We start from the raw sequence: 18,658 nt of genomic DNA on the forward strand, positions 1-18,658 counted from the left end.
GTTCGGGGGCCGCCGGGGTGGCGGCGTCGTCCAGCAGCGACGACCGCCGGTAGGCCTCCGGATCGGTGTCCGGCCGACCCAGGTAGCGCTCGGTGTAGTGGGTGTCGTACAGCTTCCAGTCCGTCACCGGTGCCCCGCCGACGGCCGCGTGGAAGACGTCCGGCCGGCGCAGTACCGCGAGTGCGGCCAGGAACCCGCCGAAGGACCAGCCACGGATCCCGACCCGGTCCAGGTCGAGGTCGGGGTGGCGCCGGGCGGCGGCGTGCAGCGCATCGATCTGGTCCTCCAGCACCGGGCCGGCCAGGTCGTGATACACCGCGCGCTCCCACTCCGGTCCCCGTCCGGGGGTGCCCCGGCCGTCGGCGATCACCACCGCGAAGCCCTGCTCGGCGAACCACTGGCTGGTCAGGTACGCGCCGCGCGCGGCGAGCACCCGCTGGGAGTGCGGCCCGCCGTAGGGATCCATCAGTACCGGCAGCTTCTGCCCGGGCCGGTGCCACGACGGCAGCAGCACGGCGGTGCGCACCTCCCGCTCTCCCGCGGCGAACAGCTCCACCCGAGGCTCCAGGCCGGGCGGCTCGGCGTACGAGGTGATCGTCAGTTCGCGGCCGGTCGCCGGGCGGACCCGGACCGACGGCCCGTCGTGGGTGAGGTCCTGCCCGCTGACGACCAGCGTCCCGCCGCCCATCCGGCCGCTGTACACGCCGGTGTCCGGGGTCAACGACTGCAGCCCGGCCTTCCGCGACCAGGACCACAGCCCGATCGAGACCGGGTCCTGCGAGGCGCTGAACAGCACCGTGTCGCCGTCCACGTCGAGTACCCCGCGGAACTGCAGCGACGGCGGCGTCACCGGTTCACCGTCGACGAGCAGCCGGTGCGCGCCCTCGCTGTCCGCGGTCCAGACCAGCTCGCCCCCGGCCAGCCGGGCGGGTACCCCGGGGAGGATGTCGACCCAGCGGGGGTCGGTGCCGACCGCGACCGGGGTGGTGGCGCCGGTCGCGGGGTCCACCCGCAGTACCTGCAGGGTCCGCTGGTCGCGGCTCTGCACCGTGATGAGCAGGCCGGTGTAGTCCCAGGTCGCATCGACGAGGTACTCGAACGCGGCCGTATCCCACCGGACCGGGATCCGGGCCCGGTTCAGACCGATGAGGTGCAGCGTGACCCGGGCGTTGGGGGTCCCGGCGGCGGGATAGGCGACGGTGGCCGGCTCGCGGTCGGGGTTGGCCGGGTCGGCGATGTGCCAGCGCTGCACGGGGGAGTCGTCCACCCGGGCGACGAGCAGCGAGTCGCCGAACGGGGACCACCAGAAGCCCCGCATCCGGCCCATCTCCTCGGCGGCCACGAAGTCGGCCAGCCCGTAGGTGATGTGCGCCTCCTCCGGCTCGGCCAGCGTGGTCGTCGTGCGGGCGGCGAGCTCGTACACGTGCAGCGCGCCCCCGGCGACGTAGGCGACGCGGGCGCCCGTCGGGTCCGGCCGCGGGTCGATCACGCCACCGGGGGAGTCGACGAGGCGCGGGGTCAGCCCCGCCACGAAGGCGACGACGTACAGCCGTCCGGACAGGGTGAAGGCGGCCATCGTCATCGGTCGGTCGGTCGCGTAGCCGACGATGCCGCCTGCCTGCTCCCGGCTGCGTTCGCGGCGTGCGCGCTCCTCGGGCGGCAGGTCCTCGTCGGTGAGGTCACCGCCGTTGTCCAGGGCGCGCGGATCGACGACCAGGCGCTCCTCGGCGGTCGCGACGTCGAGGGTCCACAGACAGTTCACCGGGTCGGTCCCGCCCTTGCTGCGCAGGAACACGACCCGCTGGCCGTCGGGGGAGACCGTGATGCCGCGCGGGGCGCCCAGGGTGAACCGCCGGGTCCGGGCCTGCCGGCGCGGGAAGCTGTCCGTCACGGTGGATCAGTCTGCGCGCCGGGCCGGGCGGGGCGTCGCGGGGGTCACACCTCGGACGCCGCCCGACCCGGAGCGAGGTCCCTGATCCGGCCGGGACCGGTGGTCGGAGCAGCCGGTCTTTCAGTAGCTGAAAGTCGGGTGCCGGAGCCGGCGGTGGGCGTGGTGACCTGGCGCGCAGCACCCGATCCGACCCCGCCACCACGCAGGGAGACACCGATGTCCGAATTCGTCCGGGACCAGTGGTACGTCGCGGCGTACGGGTCCGAGGTGGGCCGCGAGCTGCTGGCCCGCACCATCCTCGGCGAGCCGATCGTGCTCTACCGCACCGGCGACGGCACCGCCGTCGCCCTGGCCGACCGCTGCGTGCACCGCCGCTTCCCGCTCTCGGAGAGCAAGCTCGTCGACGACACCATCGTCTGCGGCTACCACGGCTTCACCTACGGTACCGACGGTGCGTGCGTCGCCGTCCCCGGGCAGAAGCGCATCCCGCGCACCGCCCGGGTCCCCTCCTACCCCGTCGTCGAGCAGGACTCCTTCGTCTGGGTCTGGATCGGCGACGCCGGGAAGGCCGCGACCACGCCGGTGCCGCGGGCACCGTGGCTGGCCGACCCCGGCTACGCGACCGTCTGCGGGATGGAGCCGCTGAACGCCCGGGCGTCACTGCTGGTCGACAACCTGATGGACCTCTCCCACGAGACCTACCTCCACGGCGGCTACATCGGCACCCCGGAGGTCGCCGAGACCCCGATCACCACCGAGGTCGACGACGAGGCCGGCGTGGTCTACGTCAGCCGGCACATGGACGACACCGAGTGCCCGCCGTTCTACGCCGAGTCCACCGGCCTCGCCGGGCGGATCACGCGCTGGCAGGACATCGAGTTCCACCCGCCGTGCCTGTACCTGCTGCACAGCCGCGTCGCCCCGGTCGGCGTGCTGCCGAACGCCGACGGAACCGACCCGGACGCCTTCCACGTCGAGGTCGTCTACGCCATCACGCCGTCGACGGAGAACAGCACCTACGACTTCTGGGCCGTGGCGCGCGACTTCGCCCAGGACGACGCGGAGGTCTCGGACTACCTGCGCGAGTCCAACCGGACCGTGGTGCTCCAGGACGTCGACGCGCTCAACGTCCTGGAGAAGGTCATCGCCGACGAGCCGGCCGGTTACCAGGAGCTCAGCATCAACATCGACACCGGTGGGCTGGCCGCGCGCCGCATCCTGGCCCGGATGGCGCGGGCGGGTGACCCCACGAAGGTCGGCTCGTGACCGGCCCCGGGGCGCCGACCCGGATGCTGCGTGGCGAGCACGTGCGCCGCGTGGTGTGGCTCCCGGGCACCGACCTGCTGCGCGGCACCTGCTTCTGCGGCGCCGAGCGGGACGCGGAGGACCCGGTGGAGCTGTGGGAGTGGCTGCTCGCCCATCCCGACCACGGCGGTACCCCCGCCGTCCCGACCCGGCCGGCCCCGCGCGAGCTCGCCTCCATCTGACCTCCGTGAGCGACGGCAGCGGCCATGGCCGCTGCCGCCACCCGCAGAAGGGTTCCGTCATGGCTGAAGAAGCCGAACTCGACCTGCTCGTCGACCGCGCCGTCCCAGCGGCCGACGGGGTCGTCGAGCTGACCCTGCGCGCCGCCGACGGCGCCGACCTGCCCGCGTGGAAACCCGGTGCGCACGTCGACCTGGAGCTGCGTCCCGACCTGGTCCGGCAGTACTCGCTGTGCGGCGACCCCGCCGACCGCACCCGCTGGCGGCTCGGGGTCCTGCGCGAGCCGGACGGCCGGGGCGGCTCGGCGTTCGTGCACGACGAGCTGGCCGAGGGGACGAAGGTCCGGGCCCGCGGCCCGCGCAACCACTTCGCCCTGGCCGACGCGCCGCGCCACCTGTTCATCGCCGGCGGCATCGGGATCACCCCGATCCTGCCGATGCTCGCGGCGGCGGACGCGGCCGGCGGCGACTGGCGCCTGGTCTACGGCGGGCGCACCCGCACCTCGATGGCCTTCCTCGCGGAGCTGACCGACCGGTACGCCGAGCGTGTCGAGGTCCGGCCGCAGGACGAGACCGGGCCGCTCGACCTGGACGGGCTGCTCGGTGGCCTCGAGCCCGGCACGCTCGTCTACTGCTGCGGGCCGGAGCCGCTGCTCACCGCGGTCGAGGAGCGGGCCCCGGCGGGGCAGCTGCACGTCGAGCGGTTCGCGCCCAGGAGCGTGGGCGAACCCGTCCGTGCGGACGGGTTCGAGGTGGAGCTCGCCCGGTCCGGGCTCACCCTCACGGTGCTCCCGGACCGCTCGATCCTGCACACCGTCGAAGACGCCGGGATCAGCGTCCTCTCGTCGTGCCAGGAAGGCACGTGCGGGACCTGCGAGACCGGGGTACTCGGGGGCAGGCCCGACCACCGCGACTCGTTGCTCACCGCCGAGGAGCGGGCGGCCGGCGACACGATGTTCATCTGCGTGTCCCGGTGCTGGTCGCCCCGTCTCGTGCTCGACCTCTAGCGAACAACAGCCGCGCACCCGTCGAGGAGGACGTGATGAGCGAGCCCCTGCGCAGCCACCCGGGACCGCCCGACGCCGCGGTGCCACCGAGAGTGCCCTACAAGCCGCTCTGGGCGGTGCTGCTGCTGGGCTGGCTGGTGAGCTACGCCGACCGCACGGTCACCGGCCCGGTGATCGCCTGGATGATCCAGAACAAGGCCGGTTTCATCGGCGACTCGGCGAACCCGGCGACGCTCGGTGGGCTGATCGGCTCGCTGTTCTTCGTCGGCTACATGCTGACCCAGTACCCCGGCGGGAAGCTCGGCGACCGCTTCGGGCACCGCGAGATGATCGTCGTCTCGCTGCTGTGGGCCGGTGTCATGACGATCGTGTCCGGGCTGGTCGCGGGACTCATCGCGTTCGTCGCCGCGCGGGTGCTGACCGGACTCGGCGAAGGGGTCTTCTACTCCAACGACCGCACCCTGGTCATGGCGCACACCCCGGTCCAGAAGCGCACCCTGGGCCTCGGCGTCGTGATCACCGGTCTCTCGATCGGGCTCACCGTCGGGATCGTCGCGACGCCGCTGCTGATCGACTGGGGTCGGTCCCTCGGCATGGGGGAGGAGGCGTGGCGGGTCCCGTTCTACGTGCTCGGCGCCGTCACCCTGGTGGTCGCCGCGCTCGCCGCCTGGTTCTTCCGGAACAGGCTGGGCGGCCCGCTGCGGCTGCGTGCCCCGTTCCTGCGGCTGATCGCGTACTCGGCACCGACGTTCGCCGCGGTGCTCACCCTGTTCTGGGTGGCCGACCGGCTGGGCTGGCCGGAGTGGGCGACCGCAGGGGTGGCGCTGCTGCTCGCCGGCGTCTACATCGCGGTGATCGTGCGCAACGAGATCCGCGCCGGACGGGCGTCGACCCTGCTCAGCCGGGACGCGCTGCTGATGTACATCGGTTTCATCGCGGTGCTGTGGAACCTGTGGTTCTTCTCGTTCTGGTCCGTGCTCATCGTGCGTGAGACCGCCCAGAGCAGCCTGACCGCGGCCGCGCTCACCGCGGCGTTCAACGCGGTCGCGGGCATCATCGGCTTCCCGGCCGGTGGCTGGTTGGCCGACCGTCGGGTGCGCCGGGGCAAGGGCCGCAAGCCGCTGCTGATCGGGTTGACCCTGGGCTACGCGGTGCTCGTCGTGCTGTTCGGGCTCAGCGTGATGCGCGGCGAGCAGCCGTCGCTGCTGGTGCTCGGCCTGCTGCTGTTCAGCTCCGGCGTGCTGTTCAACGCCCTGCAGCCGGTCCAGCACGGCATGACCGGCGACCTGGTGCCGCCCGACCAGCGTGGCTCGATGTTCGGGCTGTTCAACCTGATCGCGGAGGTGGGCGCCGTCGCGAGCCCGGTGGTCAGCGGGCTGCTGCGCGACGCCACCGGTAGCTGGGCACCCGGGGTGTTCGTCGCGGCCGCGCTGATGTTCGCCTCCGCTGTGCTGTACGCGCTGGTGCGGGAGAAGATGCCTGCACCGGCGTGACGAGGGGGTGCCGATGGCGGCAGACGCGGCTCCGCGCTCGTTGTCGGGAAAGGTGCTCGACGTTCTCGACGCGTTCTCCGCCGACGCCCCGGAGCTCACCCTGTCCGACATCAGCCGCCGGACCGGGCTGTCGCTGAGCACCACGCACCGCATCGTCCGCGAGCTCAGCGAGTGGGGCGCGCTCGAGCGCCAGGGCCGCGGTCCGTACCGCATCGGCCTGCGATTGTTCGAGGTCGCGTCGTTGGCGCCGCGGGGCCCGCAGCTGCGCGAGGTCGCCCTGCCCTACCTGGAGGACCTGTACGAGGCGACGCACGAGAACGTGCAGCTCGCGGTGCGCGAGGGCCTCGAGCTCGTGTTCCTGGAGCGGATCACCGGCCGGGACGCGGTCCGGGTGCTGACCCGGGTCGGCGGCCGGTTCTCGCTGCACGCCACCGGGGTCGGGCTCGCGCTGCTGGCCTTCGCCCCGCCCGAGGTCCAGGAACAGGTGCTGTCGGGATCGCTCGAGCGCTGGACGGAGCGCACCATCACCGATCAGGGGCAGCTGCGCCGGATGCTCGCCGACGTCCGCCGCACCGGCGTCGCGATCAGTGACCGGCAGGTGACCATGGACGCGCTGTCGGTGGCCGCGCCCGTCGTCGGGCCCGATGACTGCGTGGTCGCCGCCCTGTCCCTCGTGGTGCACGCGGACGGGGCGTCGCCGCACACGCTGGCGCCTGCGGTGCGTACCGCGGCCCGCGGCATCTCGCGGGCGCTGGGGTCTCCGACGGCGCGCCGGCATCCGGCAGGGGCACGCCGCCGCGCGTCCGGCCCGTGAGTCCTGCTCCGCCGGTGCGCGCGCCCCGAGCCCGAGGAGGGCCCATCCCGGCGGAGCCCGGCACCGCGACCTGCCGTCTTGTCGCGGAGGGTGGAGGCACGCCCGCCGCGGCGTAGCATCGGAGCGCTGGAGACACTTCCCGTGCCAGCACGCACACGGTCCTCGGCCCTGGCCCACACCGTCCCGGTCCCGGGGCCGGGAGTGCGCGATGGCCGGACCGCGCGCACGAGGAACTGCGTCATGAGCCGTTCTCAACCGGCGCCGCCGCGCCGCCCAGGCCCGGTCCGGTGGCTGTGGTACGCCGCCGGCGGGCGGCTACCGAGGCGCTACCGGGAATGGGTCCTGCACGACCTCACCTGCCGCACGTGGCCACTCCGCCACCTCGCCCGGTTGTTGGCCCAGCTCGCACCGGTCGCCGTCGTCCTGCTGGTGCTGATCCCGGGCCCGTTGGGGGTCCGGGTGATGAGCGTGGTGGCCGGATCGCTGATCGGTCTCATGTACTCCTTCGTCTTCCTCCACGAGGCCACCGCGGGCCGGGCAGCCAAAGCCGGCTATCCCAGCGGTACCACGCAGCGGGTCCGCAACGAGCGCCACGCCTCCCGGGCACTCGCCAGGGCGGCCGAGGACTTCGAGCGGCGGTGGGCCCGGTCGCCCCGTGCGTGAGCGCCCGGGCTCGCTTCACCGCGGCCGGGGCCGGGCCGCAGCGTTCGCCCCCGCACGGTCGGGGCGCAGCACGCCCTGCGGTGAACGAACCGGGTGGCCCGGTCGGCACGACGCCACGGGCCCGTGAGCCGCCCACAGCGCCGGTGCCCTGCTCGTCGGCCCGGGTGTCGGGGGAGGGCGGGGCCGCACCGCCGTGGACCGTCGTCGGAACGGACCGTCCTCAGGTGATGGGGGATCCGCCGGTCACCCCGAGCACCTCCGAGGTCATGTAGCTCGACTCCTGGGAGGCGAGGAAGACGTAGAACGGGGCGAGTTCGGCCGGCTGCGCCGCCCTCCCCATCGGCGCCTGCGCGCCGAACGACGTCAGCTTGTCCTCCGACATCGTGGCCGGGATCAGCGGGGTCCACACCGGGCCCGGTGCCACCGAGTTGACCCGGATGCCCCGCTCGGCCAGTTCGTGGCCCAATCCCTTGGTGAAGTTCACGATCGCGGCCTTGGACGTCGCGTAGTCCAGCAGGTGCGGCGAGGGCTGGAACGCCTGGACCGAGGAACTGGTGATGATCGAGGACCCGGGCTGCATGTGCGGCACCGCCGCCTGGCACAACCAGAACAGCGCGTAGAACGCGGTGTCCTCGGCGTCCTGCGTCTCGGCCTCCAGATGGGTGATCAGGACGTCCGCGCCCTCGCGGGCGAATGCGATCGCCACCGCCCGGCCGATGCCCGAGTCACCGCCGGTGATCAGAGCCTTCCGGCCCTCCAGCCGCCCGGTCCCCCGGTAGGTCCGCTCCCCGTGGTCGGGCCGCACGTCCATGTCGTCGGTGCGCCCCGGGTACGCCACCGTCCGGTCGCCGCTGCCCGGCGCGGCGTGCTGCTCGGTCGGGTCCTGCTGGGTGAACTGGTCCTGGCTCACGCTGTCCCCTTCACCGTGCCGCGGGTCGCTGTCGGATCCGGCGTTCCCGGTGAGCGCATCGACAACTCATCCCGGCAGCCGGCGCACCGTTCTGCGTCCGGGACGGGACCAGTGACTGCGGATCCGCGGGGGTCGGCAAGTGCCGGCGCCGTTGTCTCCCGCCGCAGGTGGTGCGTCCTCGTTGCTCTTCGGCCCCGCGTTCCCGTGACCTGGCCGGGCCGGCCTTCTTCCCCACCCAGGGAGGTTCCGATGCTCGCCGTCGCCGCTGCTGTCCTCTTCCTCGTCGCTCTGGTGGCCGATCCGGCGACCATCCGGCGCTGACCGCTGGACACGCCGGACAGCGACGAGACCGGATCCTCGCCGCCACCGCGAGGACGGCCGCCCGGGGCACTTCCACCGTTCCGGCCGGCCGCTGCGCGGCACGCCGTCAGTCCACGCAGGGCACTCCCTCCGCGGTGATCGGCTGCGTGGGCGGCGCGGTGGTGGTCGCCGACGCCGGCGCCGTGGGATGGCCCGCCGGGGCGGCCGTCCGGGTGCCGGGTGCCGGGTTCGTCGTGGTGCGGACGTCGGCAAGGGCGTCCCCGGTGAGCACCGCCTGCACGAAGTAGCGGACCTCCCTGGCGTCGATCTCCACGGCGATCCCGTCCGCCGGGGTGTGCAGGTCGGGGCGCAGCGTCGGGACCGTGCGGAACACGAGGTCATCGCCGGAGAGGCGCTGCAACTGGGCGATCACCGCGTCGAGGTCCCACCCCCGGTCGATCACCACGTAGCGCGTCACGACCTCGACGATCCGCTGCATCGTGGCCGGGTCGGACAGCGTCCCGGCCGTGATGAGCCGGTGCGCCAGACCCGCCATGTAGGCCTGCTGGCGAGCGATCCGGTCGAAGTCGCCGTCGGTCAGCCCGTGCCGCTGACGCACGAAGGCCAGCGCGGTCCTGCCCTGGACGGTCTGCGGGCCGGCGGGGAGGTCGACTCCGGAGTAGGGGCCGTCGCCGACGGGGGCGTTGAGGCAGACGGGTACGCCGCCGATCGCGTCGGTGAGCTCCACGAACCCGGCCAGGTTGATCTCGGCGTAGTGGTCGATCCGCACGCCGGTGAGCTGCTGGACGGTCTGGACGAGGGCCCTGCGGCCGGCCTCCCGTCCCCGTCGGCGCAGCTCGGTGCCGCCGACGCCCTGCGCGGTGAGCCGCAGCTCGGTCTCCTCCAGGGCCCGCCGGTACGCCGAGTTGATCTTGTGACGTCCGCGGCCGCCGGCGATGTCGACGTAGGAGTCACGGGGGGTCGAGACCGCGACGATCGGGTCGGCCGGATCGGCCGGGATGCGCAGCAGGACGATCGTGTCGGTGTTGAGCTGGCCGTCGTCGGCCCCGGCGTGCAGCCGCTCGATGATCTCGGCGGGCAGCGGGTCGCCCTGCACGTCGGTACGGCTGTCCAGGCCGACGAGCAACGCGGTGGCCGGCCGGCCGGGTGCGCCTGCGGCGGGGCGGGCATCCGTCGCTCCGACGATCACATCGCTGGTGGCGATGTCTCCCAGCCGGGTGTAGGTCGACCACGCGACGCCGGTCACGGCCAGGACCAGCACGGACACCAGGGCCACGCCACCGCGGGCCACGCCACGCAGCACCCCGCGCAACCGACCCGGCCGGACCTCCCCGCTCGCGCTGCCGTCCATCCGGTCTCGCTTCCGTCAACGCGACGCCTGCTGCTGCGTCCCGGCGTCGCGACCGACCAGAAGACATCGGCCGCCGGCGGCGACCGCGGGGCAAAAGCCTACGAGACGCTGCGTGGACCCGCCGATCGAGGGGTCACCACACGAGTCGGTGATGATCTGCCTCTGGCGGTGGTGATTACTCTCTCAACGTTTGAACTGGATCGTGCCGTGGAGAGACGATCGGGAACGAAGCGGGCAGCGCCGTCGTTCTGAATGCCCGCAACCTCCCGTCTCGGCAGCGAAGACGGCCGAGGCCGACGGCATGACCATCGGAACGAGAGACGAGGTTTACGTGCCGTTGCAGGGAAAGCTCGAATCGATTTACGCGGATGTCCTGGCACGCAACGCGGGTGAAGCGGAGTTCCACCAAGCCGTCAGCGAGGTCCTGGAGAGCATCGGCCCCGTGCTCGAGAGGCGCCCGGAGTTCGCCGACGCGAAGATCATCGAGCGGATCTGTGAGCCCGAGCGTCAGATCGTCTTCCGGGTGCCGTGGGAGGACGACCGCGGCGAGATCCACATCAACCGCGGGTTCCGTGTGGAGTTCAACAGCGCCCTGGGGCCGTACAAGGGCGGGCTGCGCTTCCACCCGTCGGTGTACCTCGGCACCGTGAAGTTCCTCGGGTTCGAGCAGATCTTCAAGAACGCCCTGACCGGTCTGCCGATCGGTGGTGGCAAGGGTGGGTCGGACTTCGACCCGAAGGGGCGCTCGGACCGCGAGGTGATGCGGTTCTGCCAGGCGTTCATGACCGAGCTCCACCGCCACATCGGCGAGCACACCGACGTCCCCGCCGGTGACATCGGCGTCGGCGGCCGGGAGATCGGTTACCTCTTCGGCCAGTACAAGCGCATCACCAACCGCTACGAGTCGGGCGTGCTCACCGGCAAGGGCCTGACCTACGGCGGGGCGCAGGTGCGCCGTGAGGCCACCGGTTACGGCTGCACGTTCTTCGTTGAGGAGATGCTGGCCGCGCGCGGGAAGTCCTTCGAGGGCAAGGACGTCGTGGTCTCCGGCTCCGGCAACGTCGCGATCTACACCATCGAGAAGGTCCACGAGCTGGGCGGACGCGTGGTGGCCTGCTCGGACTCGACCGGCTACGTGCGCGACCCGAAGGGCATCGACCTCGAGCTGCTCAAGGACATCAAGGAGGTCCGCCGCGAGCGGATCAGCACCTACGCCGAGGCCAAGCCGGACGCCGACTTCGTGTCGGGCCGCTCGGTGTGGGAGGTGCCCTGCGAGGTCGCCATGCCGTCGGCGACGCAGAACGAGCTCACGGCCGACGACGCCGTCACCCTGGTCCGCAACGGCTGCATCGCCGTCGGCGAGGGGGCGAACATGCCCACCACGCCCGAGGGGGTCCGGGTGTTCCTCGACGCCGGGGTGGCGTTCGGGCCCGGAAAGGCCGCCAACGCCGGTGGCGTCGCCGCCTCCGCACTGGAGATGCAGCAGAACGCGTCCCGGGACTCGTGGACGTTCGAGCACTCCGAGGAGCGGCTGCGCGAGATCATGCGCAGTATCCACGCCCGGTGCAGCGAGGCGGCCGAGCAGCACGGGATGCCCGGCAACTACGTGGCCGGCGCCAACATCTCCGCCTTCACCCGGGTCGCGGAGGCCATGCTGTCGCTCGGACTGGTCTGAGCGGTACGGGGCCGCCTCCCGTATCGGGGCGGTCCCGTACCGGTCGCCCGGACCGGTCACGGTCTCGACCGATACGGTGCGCGGAGAACCAGCCGTCGCGGGCCGTGATCTCGAACGCCGCTCGGGTCGATCCGCCCGCCGGCGCCGTCGAACACGACCGAGGGACCAGCGCCGAGCGCGGTTCGCGCCCGCCGGGCCCGGTTCGGAGTGGTCGACGACCGCGGTGGCTCCGAGGGCGCGAACGAGATCGAGCTTGCGCCCGCCGCGCGCGGTCCGCGACGGCGACGTCGACCACCACCTGCCCCGGTCCCGCGGTCGGATCAGGGCCTTCGCCGGCCACCAGTACCTCCGACGCGCCGCCACCGGTCTGCGCACGGACAGGGGAGCGGCCGGAGGACCGCCACGTGCACTGCGCAGGGCAGACGACGGGGCCGCCTCCGTTGACGGAGACGGCCCCGGGCGGGTCGGGCTCAGCTCACCAGCCGCGTGCCTTCCACTCCGGAAGCGACGGCCGCTCCTTCCCGAGCGTGGTGTCGTCGCCGTGGCCGGGGTACACCCACGTCTCGTCGGGCAGCTCGCCGAAGACGCGCGTCTCCAGGTCGCTGATCAGGGAGTTGAACTCCTTCGGGCCCGCGGTCTTGCCCGGGCCGCCGGGGAACAGCGAGTCCCCGGTGAAGATGTGCGGGCGGTCGGCGCCGCGGTAGACCAGCGCGATCGAGCCGGGCGTGTGCCCGCGCAGGTGGACGACCTCGAGTTCGATCTCTCCGAAGCGCACGGTGTCGCCCTGGTCGACGAGCTCGTCCATCGGGATCGGCAGCTCTGGGGCGTCGAGCGGGTGCGCGATCTGCCGGGTCTGGAACATCCCGGCGACCGCCCCGAGAGCCTGCCAGTGGTCGAAGTGGCGGTGCGTGGTGACGAGGTGCTTGAGCTCCGGACGCGTGTCATCGGCGCCGACCAGGTCGGCGAGCCGGTCGGGCTCGTTCGCCGCGTCGATGAGCAGCGCCTCGTTACTGGCCTTGCAGACCAGCAGGTAGGCATTGTTGTCCATCGGGCCGACCGACACCTTGGTGATCGTCAGCGCGTCCAGGTCGCGGCGGATGGCGGCGCCGCCGGGGTCGGTGTGCCCGCTGTACTCGTCGAGGACGTCCACGGGCGCAGCCTATCGGTGTCGGCGCTCTTCCACGCCCTTCCTCGCCCTTTCGCACGTCGCCATGCCCTCGGGCGGCCCGTTCGGGACCGCGACATCGCCGGGGTCGGGTCGGGGCGCATCGAACATGTGTGCGACCCTGGTCCCGGGAGCGGGCACGGTGGTTCGGGAATGGGGCGCACCGGGTACCGCGTTGACCATCAGGACGGCCCCACCCGGGCGTCCGGCGCGCGCCGGATGTCGTCCACCGAGCGCCCGTCGGTCGGGATGTCCTTGTCGGACCCCCCGCCTAGCATGGCCGTGACCCACAGATCGGCAGGTCGGGTCCCTGCCGGTCGGCAGCAGTCAGCAGATCCTCAGGAGGCGCACACCGTGGCCGACCGTCTCGTCGTGCGTGGCGCGCGCGAGCACAACCTGCGCGGGGTCGATCTCGACCTGCCGCGGGACAGCCTCGTCGTGTTCACCGGACTGTCCGGCTCGGGCAAGTCCAGCCTGGCCTTCGACACGATCTTCGCCGAGGGCCAGCGGCGCTACGTCGAGTCGTTGTCGGCCTACGCGCGTCAGTTCCTCGGGCAGATGGACAAGCCCGACGTCGACTTCATCGAGGGCCTGTCCCCGGCGGTCTCGATCGACCAGAAGTCCACGAACCGCAACCCGCGCTCCACCGTCGGCACGATCACCGAGGTGTACGACTACCTGCGCCTGCTCTATGCGCGCGCCGGTGTGCCGCACTGCCCGGCCTGCGGGCACGTGATCGAGAAGCAGACGCCGCAGCAGATCGTCGATCAGGTCCTGGCCATGGACGAGGGCACCCGCTTCCAGGTGCTCGCCCCGGTCGTGCGGACCCGCAAGGGCGAGTTCGTCGACCTGTTCGCCACGCTGCAGTCCCAGGGCTACTCCCGGGTGCTGGTCGACGGAACCGTCCACCCGCTCACCGACCCGCCGAAGTTGAAGAAGCAGGAGAAGCACGACATCGCGGTCGTGGTCGACCGGCTGGCCGTGCGGGAGTCGGCCAAGCAGCGGCTCACCGACTCGGTGGAGACCGCGTTACAGCTCGCCGACGGCCTGGTGGTGCTCGACTTCGTCGACCTGCCGGATGACGACCCGCACCGCGAGCGGCGGTTCTCCGAGCGCATGGCGTGCCCGAACGGGCACCCGCTGAGCCTCGACGATCTCGAACCGCGGACCTTCTCGTTCAACTCGCCCTACGGTGCGTGTCCCGATTGCCACGGCATCGGGATCAAGAAGGAGGTCGACCCGGAGCTGGTGGTCCCCGATCCGGAGCTGAGCCTCGAGGACGGGGCGATCGCGCCGTGGGCCGGCGGGCAGACCTCCGAGTACTTCGGGCGATTGCTCGCCGGGCTGGCGGGCGCCGTCGGCTTCCGGATGGACACCCCGTGGCGCAAGCTCCCCGCCGCCGCGCAGAAGGCGGTGTTGCACGGCACCGACGACCAGGTGCACGTGCGCTACCGCAACCGGTACGGCCGCGAGCGCTCGTACTACGCGAACTTCGAGGGTGTGGTGCCGTTCCTGGAGCGCCGGCTCGACCAGACCGAGTCGGAGTCGCAGCGGGAGCGGTACGAGGGCTACATGCGCGACGTGCCGTGCCCCGCGTGCAAGGGCGCCCGGCTCAAGCCCGAGGTGCTGGCCGTGACGCTCAAGCACCGCGACCAGGGCGACCGGTCGATCGCCGAGGTGTCCGCGATGTCGGTCGCCGAGTGCTCGGCCTTCCTCGACGGCATGGAGCTCGACTCCCGGCAGGCCATGATCGCGGGACGGGTGCTCAAGGAGGTGCAGGCCCGCCTCGGATTCCTCCTCGACGTCGGGCTCGACTACCTCTCGCTCGATCGGGCGGCGGGAACGCTGTCCGGGGGCGAGGCGCAGCGGATCCGGCTCGCCACCCAGATCGGGTCCGGTCTGGTCGGCGTGCTGTACGTGCTCGACGAGCCGTCGATCGGCCTGCACCAGCGCGACAACCGCCGGCTCATCGACACGCTGACCCGGCTGCGCGATCTGGGCAACACGCTGATCGTCGTCGAGCACGACGAGGACACGATCCGGGCCGCGGACTGGGCGGTCGACATCGGCCCCGGGGCCGGTGAGCACGGCGGGCACATCGTCCACAGCGGCCCGGTCGCCGGCCTCGAGTCCCACGACACGTCGCTGACCGGGGCCTATCTGTCCGGACGCCGGTCCATCCCGGTGCCCGAGAAGCGCCGCCCGGTCGACCCCGACCGGATGCTGACCGTGGTCGGGGCCCGCGAGCACAACCTGCGCGGCATCGACGTCGACATCCCGCTCGGCGGGCTGGTGTCGGTCACCGGGGTCTCCGGATCGGGCAAGTCGACGCTGGTCAACGACATCCTCGCGACGGTGCTGGCGAACAAGCTCAACGGTGCCCGCCAGGTACCCGGCCGGCACACCCGCATCACGGGGATCGACAACCTCGACAAGCTCGTCCGGGTCGACCAGTCGCCGATCGGGCGGACCCCGCGGTCCAACCCGGCCACCTACACCGGGGTGTGGGACCACGTTCGCAAGCTGTTCGCCGCCACCACCGAGGCGAAGGTGCGTGGGTACCAGCCCGGCCGGTTCTCGTTCAACGTCAAGGGCGGCCGCTGTGAGGCGTGCTCCGGCGACGGCACGATCAAGATCGAGATGAACTTCCTGCCCGACGTCTACGTCCCGTGCGAGGTGTGCAAGGGGGCCCGGTACAACCGGGAGACCCTGGAGGTGCACTACAAGGGCAAAACGGTCGCCGACGTGCTGGACATGCCGATCGAGGAGGCCGCGGAGTTCTTCGGCCCGATCAACTCGATCAGCCGGTATCTGCGCACGCTGGTCGACGTCGGGCTCGGGTACGTGCGGCTCGGGCAGCCGGCGCCGACGCTGTCCGGCGGTGAGGCGCAGCGGGTGAAGCTGGCCAGCGAGCTGCAGAAGCGCTCCAACGGCCGGACGATCTACATCCTCGACGAGCCGACCACCGGCCTGCACTTCGAGGACATCCGCAAGTTGCTGCTCGTCATCAACGGTCTGGTCGAGAAGGGCAACTCGGTGGTCGTCATCGAGCACAACCTCGATGTCATCAAGACCTCCGACTGGATCATCGACATGGGCCCGGAGGGCGGCTCCGGGGGTGGCACGGTGGTGGCCCAGGGGACGCCCGAGCAGATCGCGGCGCACCCGATCAGCTACACCGGGCAGTTCCTGAAGCATCTGGTGACGCCGGAGGCGGAGCCTCCGGTCGCCCTGCGCAAGCCGGCGCGGCGCCGCAAGGCGGCGGCCGCGAGCTGATCCGAGACGGGCGCCGGCGTGGTCGACACGCCGGCGCCTGCGTCCGTGACCGACCGGGCAGGTGCGACGGCTCCGGCATCAGAGCCGGTGCCTCCTGGCAGAGGGTGGGCGCCGACCCCCGCACCGGCAGCTCCGGGGCCCGCGTCAGCTCGGCTGGGGCACGATCCGGATGTAGGGGCGCGGCGACTCCCACCCCTGCGGGTAGGTCTTTCGCGCATCCTCGTCGGAGACCGAGCCGGCGATGATCACGTCCTCGCCGTTGCGCCAGTTCACCGGCGTCGCGACCTTGTGCTCCGCGGTCAGCTGCAGCGAGTCGATGACCCGGAGCACCTCGTCGAAGTTGCGGCCCGTGGTCATCGGGTAGACGAGGACCAGCTTGATCTTCTTGTCCGGGCCGATGACGAAGACGTTGCGCACCGTCTGGTTGTCGGCCGGCGTGCGCTCGACCGCCTCGCCCGTGGTGTCGGCCGGCAGCATCCCGTAGAGCTTCGACACGGTGAAGTCGGAGTCGCCGATCATCGGGTAGTTCGGCGCGTATCCCTGCGTCTCCGCGATGTCGGCGGCCCACTTGGCGTGGTTGTCGACCGGGTCCACAGAGAGCCCGACGATCTTGACGTTCCTCCGGTCGAAGTCCGGTTTGATCTTGGCCATGTACCCCAGCTCGGTCGTGCAGACGGGAGTGAAGTCCCTCGGGTGCGAGAACAGCACGGCCCAGGAGTCGCCGATCCAGTCATGGAACCGCATGCGGCCCTCTGTCGTCTCGGCCTCGAAGTCAGGGGCGGTGTCACCGATCTTGAGCGTCACCACGTTCCTCCCGTCCACCGGTGACGAATTGGAGGACCCAGGCTCCCACCCGCGGTGACCGGGGACAACGCACCGGGAGCCGGATTGCGACCGGGTGGCGGGCCGGTCCGGACACGGGGAGCAATTCGTCGGTCACGGCGGCGCGGATACCGCCCGGCGCCGCCGCCCGGATCGCGGCGGCGCGCCCGGTCTCATCCGTTGTCGCCTCACGCGGGCCGGGCGGCGGACCGTTAACGGACGGCCGAGCCGATCACCAGCGGCGCCACGAGCACGGGCATTCCGCGCCAGCGGTCGCGCTCCACCCGCTCCACGTGGAGCATCTCGGCGATGTCGGCCAGGACCGGCCGGTCGCACCGGCAGCCGAGGGCGAACGCCGCCCACGGGCCGGCGAGGCGCTGCTGCCAGCGCCGCAGCCGCGGCCCGTCCGCCAGCACGTGCTCGCAGAACAGCAGGCGGCCACCCGGCGCCAGCACCCGGACGATCTCCGCGAGCGCGGCCCCCGGGTCCGGCACCGTGCAGAGGACCATCGTGGAGACGACGGTGTCGACCGAGGCGTCCGGGACCGGCAGCGCGTCAGCAGGAGCAGCGAGGACCCGGACACCACGCCGGCCGGAGGTGCCCACCCGCCGGCGCAGCGCCGCCACCATCGGCGCGGACGGCTCGGTGAGCAGCAGGTCGGTCACGTCGTCGGGGTAGTGGGTCAGGTTCAGGCCCGTGCCGGCCCCGATCTCCAGGACCCGGCCCCGGGCCCCGGCGAGTAGTGAGGACCGCCGGTCGCGCATGCCCCGGCGCTCGCCGAGCCAGAGGAACGGGTCGTAGGTGCGCCCGGCCAGCTGTTCCCAGCCGGCCGCGGCCTTGTTCGCATGCGCCGGAGCCATGACCGTCATCTCACACCAGGCGGTGGAGGCCGGGAGAAGCCGTCCTCGGTCGGCGGAACCTCGACGCCCCGTGCGCTCGGCGGGCCGGCCCTGTTCGGCGCCGGCGGGGGGTGCTGGTACCCTTCGGAATGCGACCACCCTGTCGTGCGTTGGTATCTACGTCAGGGCGATCAAGTGGAGCCCCGCTCCCACCCGTGCACTCGAAGTGCCCGGGTCCGGTCCGGCGACGAGTCACGATGCTCGTCGCATGATCGACGGGTCTTCGCTGTCGTCGCACCGCAACGACGTCGATATCAAGGAGACCCCATCAGCACAGAGACGCGCATCAACGACCGCATCCGCGTTCCCGAGGTCCGACTCGTGGGCCCGAACGGCGAGCAGGTCGGCATCGTGCGTATCGAGGACGCCCTGCGGCTGGCGCAGGAGGCCGAGCTGGACCTCGTCGAGGTCGCTGCTCAGGCCCGCCCGCCCGTCTGCAAGCTCATGGACTACGGCAAGTTCAAGTACGAGAGCGCGCAGAAGGCCCGCGAGTCCCGGCGAAACCAGCAGCTCACCACGATCAAGGAGCAGAAGCTCCGGCCGAAGATCGACACCCACGACTACGAGACCAAGAAGCGCAACGTCGTGCGCTTCCTCGAGGGTGGCAACAAGGTCAAGGTCACGATCATGTTTCGTGGTCGCGAGCAGTCCCGCCCCGAGCTGGGGTTCCGGCTCCTGCAGCGGCTCGCCGAGGACGTGGTGGATCTGGGTGTCGTCGAGGCCGCGCCGAAGCAGGACGGCCGCAACATGACGATGGTGATCGCTCCGCTGAAGAAGCCGGCCAAGCCGAAGCCTGCTGCGGGGGCGAGCGCCGAGACCCCGGCGGAAGCGCCCGCCGAGGAGCCGCAGGCCTGACGGTCTGCACGGAACGCACCACACAAGACGCA

General features: G+C 71.9%; 15 protein-coding genes. 9 read left to right on the forward strand and 6 right to left on the reverse strand.

Annotation, left to right across the window (positions count from 1 at the left end):
- A partial coding sequence (locus HF519_RS13595) for a DPP IV N-terminal domain-containing protein (RefSeq protein ID WP_169413294.1) occupies positions 1 to 1,891 on the reverse strand: 1,891 nt, incomplete at its 3' end.
- A 216-nt stretch (positions 1,892 to 2,107) separates the two neighbouring features.
- On the opposite strand from HF519_RS13595, the gene HF519_RS13600 reads away from it, so the two are divergent.
- The 6 genes from HF519_RS13600 (at position 2,108) to HF519_RS13625 (ending at position 7,352) form a co-directional block, all read left to right on the forward strand.
- A complete protein-coding gene (locus tag HF519_RS13600) occupies positions 2,108 to 3,157 on the forward strand; it encodes an aromatic ring-hydroxylating dioxygenase subunit alpha (RefSeq protein ID WP_169413295.1) in 1,050 nt (349 codons plus the stop codon).
- Positions 3,154 to 3,378, forward strand: a complete 225-nt coding sequence (locus HF519_RS13605; protein ID WP_312860092.1) for a hypothetical protein — start codon at positions 3,154 to 3,156, stop codon at positions 3,376 to 3,378. The genes HF519_RS13600 and HF519_RS13605 overlap by 4 nt, the downstream gene beginning before the upstream one ends.
- Before the next feature lie 59 nt (positions 3,379 to 3,437).
- Positions 3,438 to 4,382 (forward strand): PDR/VanB family oxidoreductase, encoded by a 945-nt coding sequence (locus tag HF519_RS13610; protein WP_169413296.1) that lies wholly within the window; start codon positions 3,438 to 3,440, stop codon positions 4,380 to 4,382.
- Between the two features lie 35 nt (positions 4,383 to 4,417).
- Entirely contained in the window at positions 4,418 to 5,875 is a 1,458-nt protein-coding gene (locus HF519_RS13615) for an MFS transporter (protein ID WP_169413297.1), read from the forward strand.
- 13 nt (positions 5,876 to 5,888) lie between these two features.
- Positions 5,889 to 6,689, forward strand: a complete 801-nt coding sequence (locus HF519_RS13620) for an IclR family transcriptional regulator (RefSeq protein ID WP_169413298.1) — start codon at positions 5,889 to 5,891, stop codon at positions 6,687 to 6,689.
- Positions 6,690 to 6,929: 240 nt separating this feature from the next.
- Positions 6,930 to 7,352 (forward strand): DUF5313 family protein, encoded by a 423-nt coding sequence (locus HF519_RS13625; protein ID WP_169413299.1) that lies wholly within the window; start codon positions 6,930 to 6,932, stop codon positions 7,350 to 7,352.
- Positions 7,353 to 7,572: 220 nt separating this feature from the next.
- Here HF519_RS13625 and HF519_RS13630 read toward each other — a convergent pair whose 3' ends face one another.
- Together HF519_RS13630 and HF519_RS13635 are read right to left on the reverse strand one after the other, a co-directional pair.
- The gene (locus tag HF519_RS13630; protein WP_369009250.1) at positions 7,573 to 8,262 is read right to left on the reverse strand and encodes an SDR family oxidoreductase; all 690 of its coding nucleotides are present in this window, start codon (positions 8,260 to 8,262) and stop codon (positions 7,573 to 7,575) included.
- Positions 8,263 to 8,689: 427 nt separating this feature from the next.
- On the reverse strand, positions 8,690 to 9,934 hold the full coding sequence (locus tag HF519_RS13635) for an LCP family protein (RefSeq protein ID WP_169413300.1): 1,245 nt from the start codon (positions 9,932 to 9,934) through the stop codon (positions 8,690 to 8,692).
- 301 nt (positions 9,935 to 10,235) lie between these two features.
- Here HF519_RS13635 and gdhA point away from each other — a divergent pair, with 301 nt between their 5' ends.
- Positions 10,236 to 11,609, forward strand: coding sequence for an NADP-specific glutamate dehydrogenase (gdhA, locus tag HF519_RS13640; protein ID WP_211169982.1), 1,374 nt, complete (start codon positions 10,236 to 10,238; stop codon positions 11,607 to 11,609).
- Between the two features lie 475 nt (positions 11,610 to 12,084).
- On the opposite strand, the gene HF519_RS13645 is transcribed toward gdhA, so the two are convergent.
- Positions 12,085 to 12,759 (reverse strand): MBL fold metallo-hydrolase, encoded by a 675-nt coding sequence (locus HF519_RS13645; RefSeq protein ID WP_169413302.1) that lies wholly within the window; start codon positions 12,757 to 12,759, stop codon positions 12,085 to 12,087.
- A gap of 369 nt (positions 12,760 to 13,128) precedes the next feature.
- Between HF519_RS13645 and uvrA the strand changes: the two genes are divergently transcribed.
- The gene (gene uvrA, locus HF519_RS13650; protein WP_169413303.1) at positions 13,129 to 16,050 is read left to right on the forward strand and encodes an excinuclease ABC subunit UvrA; all 2,922 of its coding nucleotides are present in this window, start codon (positions 13,129 to 13,131) and stop codon (positions 16,048 to 16,050) included.
- A 144-nt stretch (positions 16,051 to 16,194) separates the two neighbouring features.
- Here the strand turns inward: uvrA and HF519_RS32855 are convergent, their stop codons facing one another.
- Together HF519_RS32855 and HF519_RS13660 are read right to left on the reverse strand one after the other, a co-directional pair.
- Positions 16,195 to 16,854 (reverse strand): peroxiredoxin, encoded by a 660-nt coding sequence (locus HF519_RS32855; protein WP_169413304.1) that lies wholly within the window; start codon positions 16,852 to 16,854, stop codon positions 16,195 to 16,197.
- 230 nt (positions 16,855 to 17,084) lie between these two features.
- Complete coding sequence (locus HF519_RS13660; protein WP_169413305.1) at positions 17,085 to 17,732, reverse strand: class I SAM-dependent methyltransferase; 648 nt, start codon at positions 17,730 to 17,732, stop codon at positions 17,085 to 17,087.
- 306 nt (positions 17,733 to 18,038) lie between these two features.
- On the opposite strand from HF519_RS13660, the gene infC reads away from it, so the two are divergent.
- Positions 18,039 to 18,626: a translation initiation factor IF-3 gene (gene infC / locus HF519_RS13665; protein WP_312860094.1), complete on the forward strand. Its 588-nt coding sequence runs from the start codon at positions 18,039 to 18,041 to the stop codon at positions 18,624 to 18,626.
- Positions 18,627 to 18,658 lie beyond the last annotated feature (32 nt).

The sequence above is a fragment of the Pseudonocardia bannensis genome (assembly GCF_012911875.1).
Lineage (GTDB): Bacteria > Actinomycetota > Actinomycetes > Mycobacteriales > Pseudonocardiaceae > Pseudonocardia > Pseudonocardia bannensis.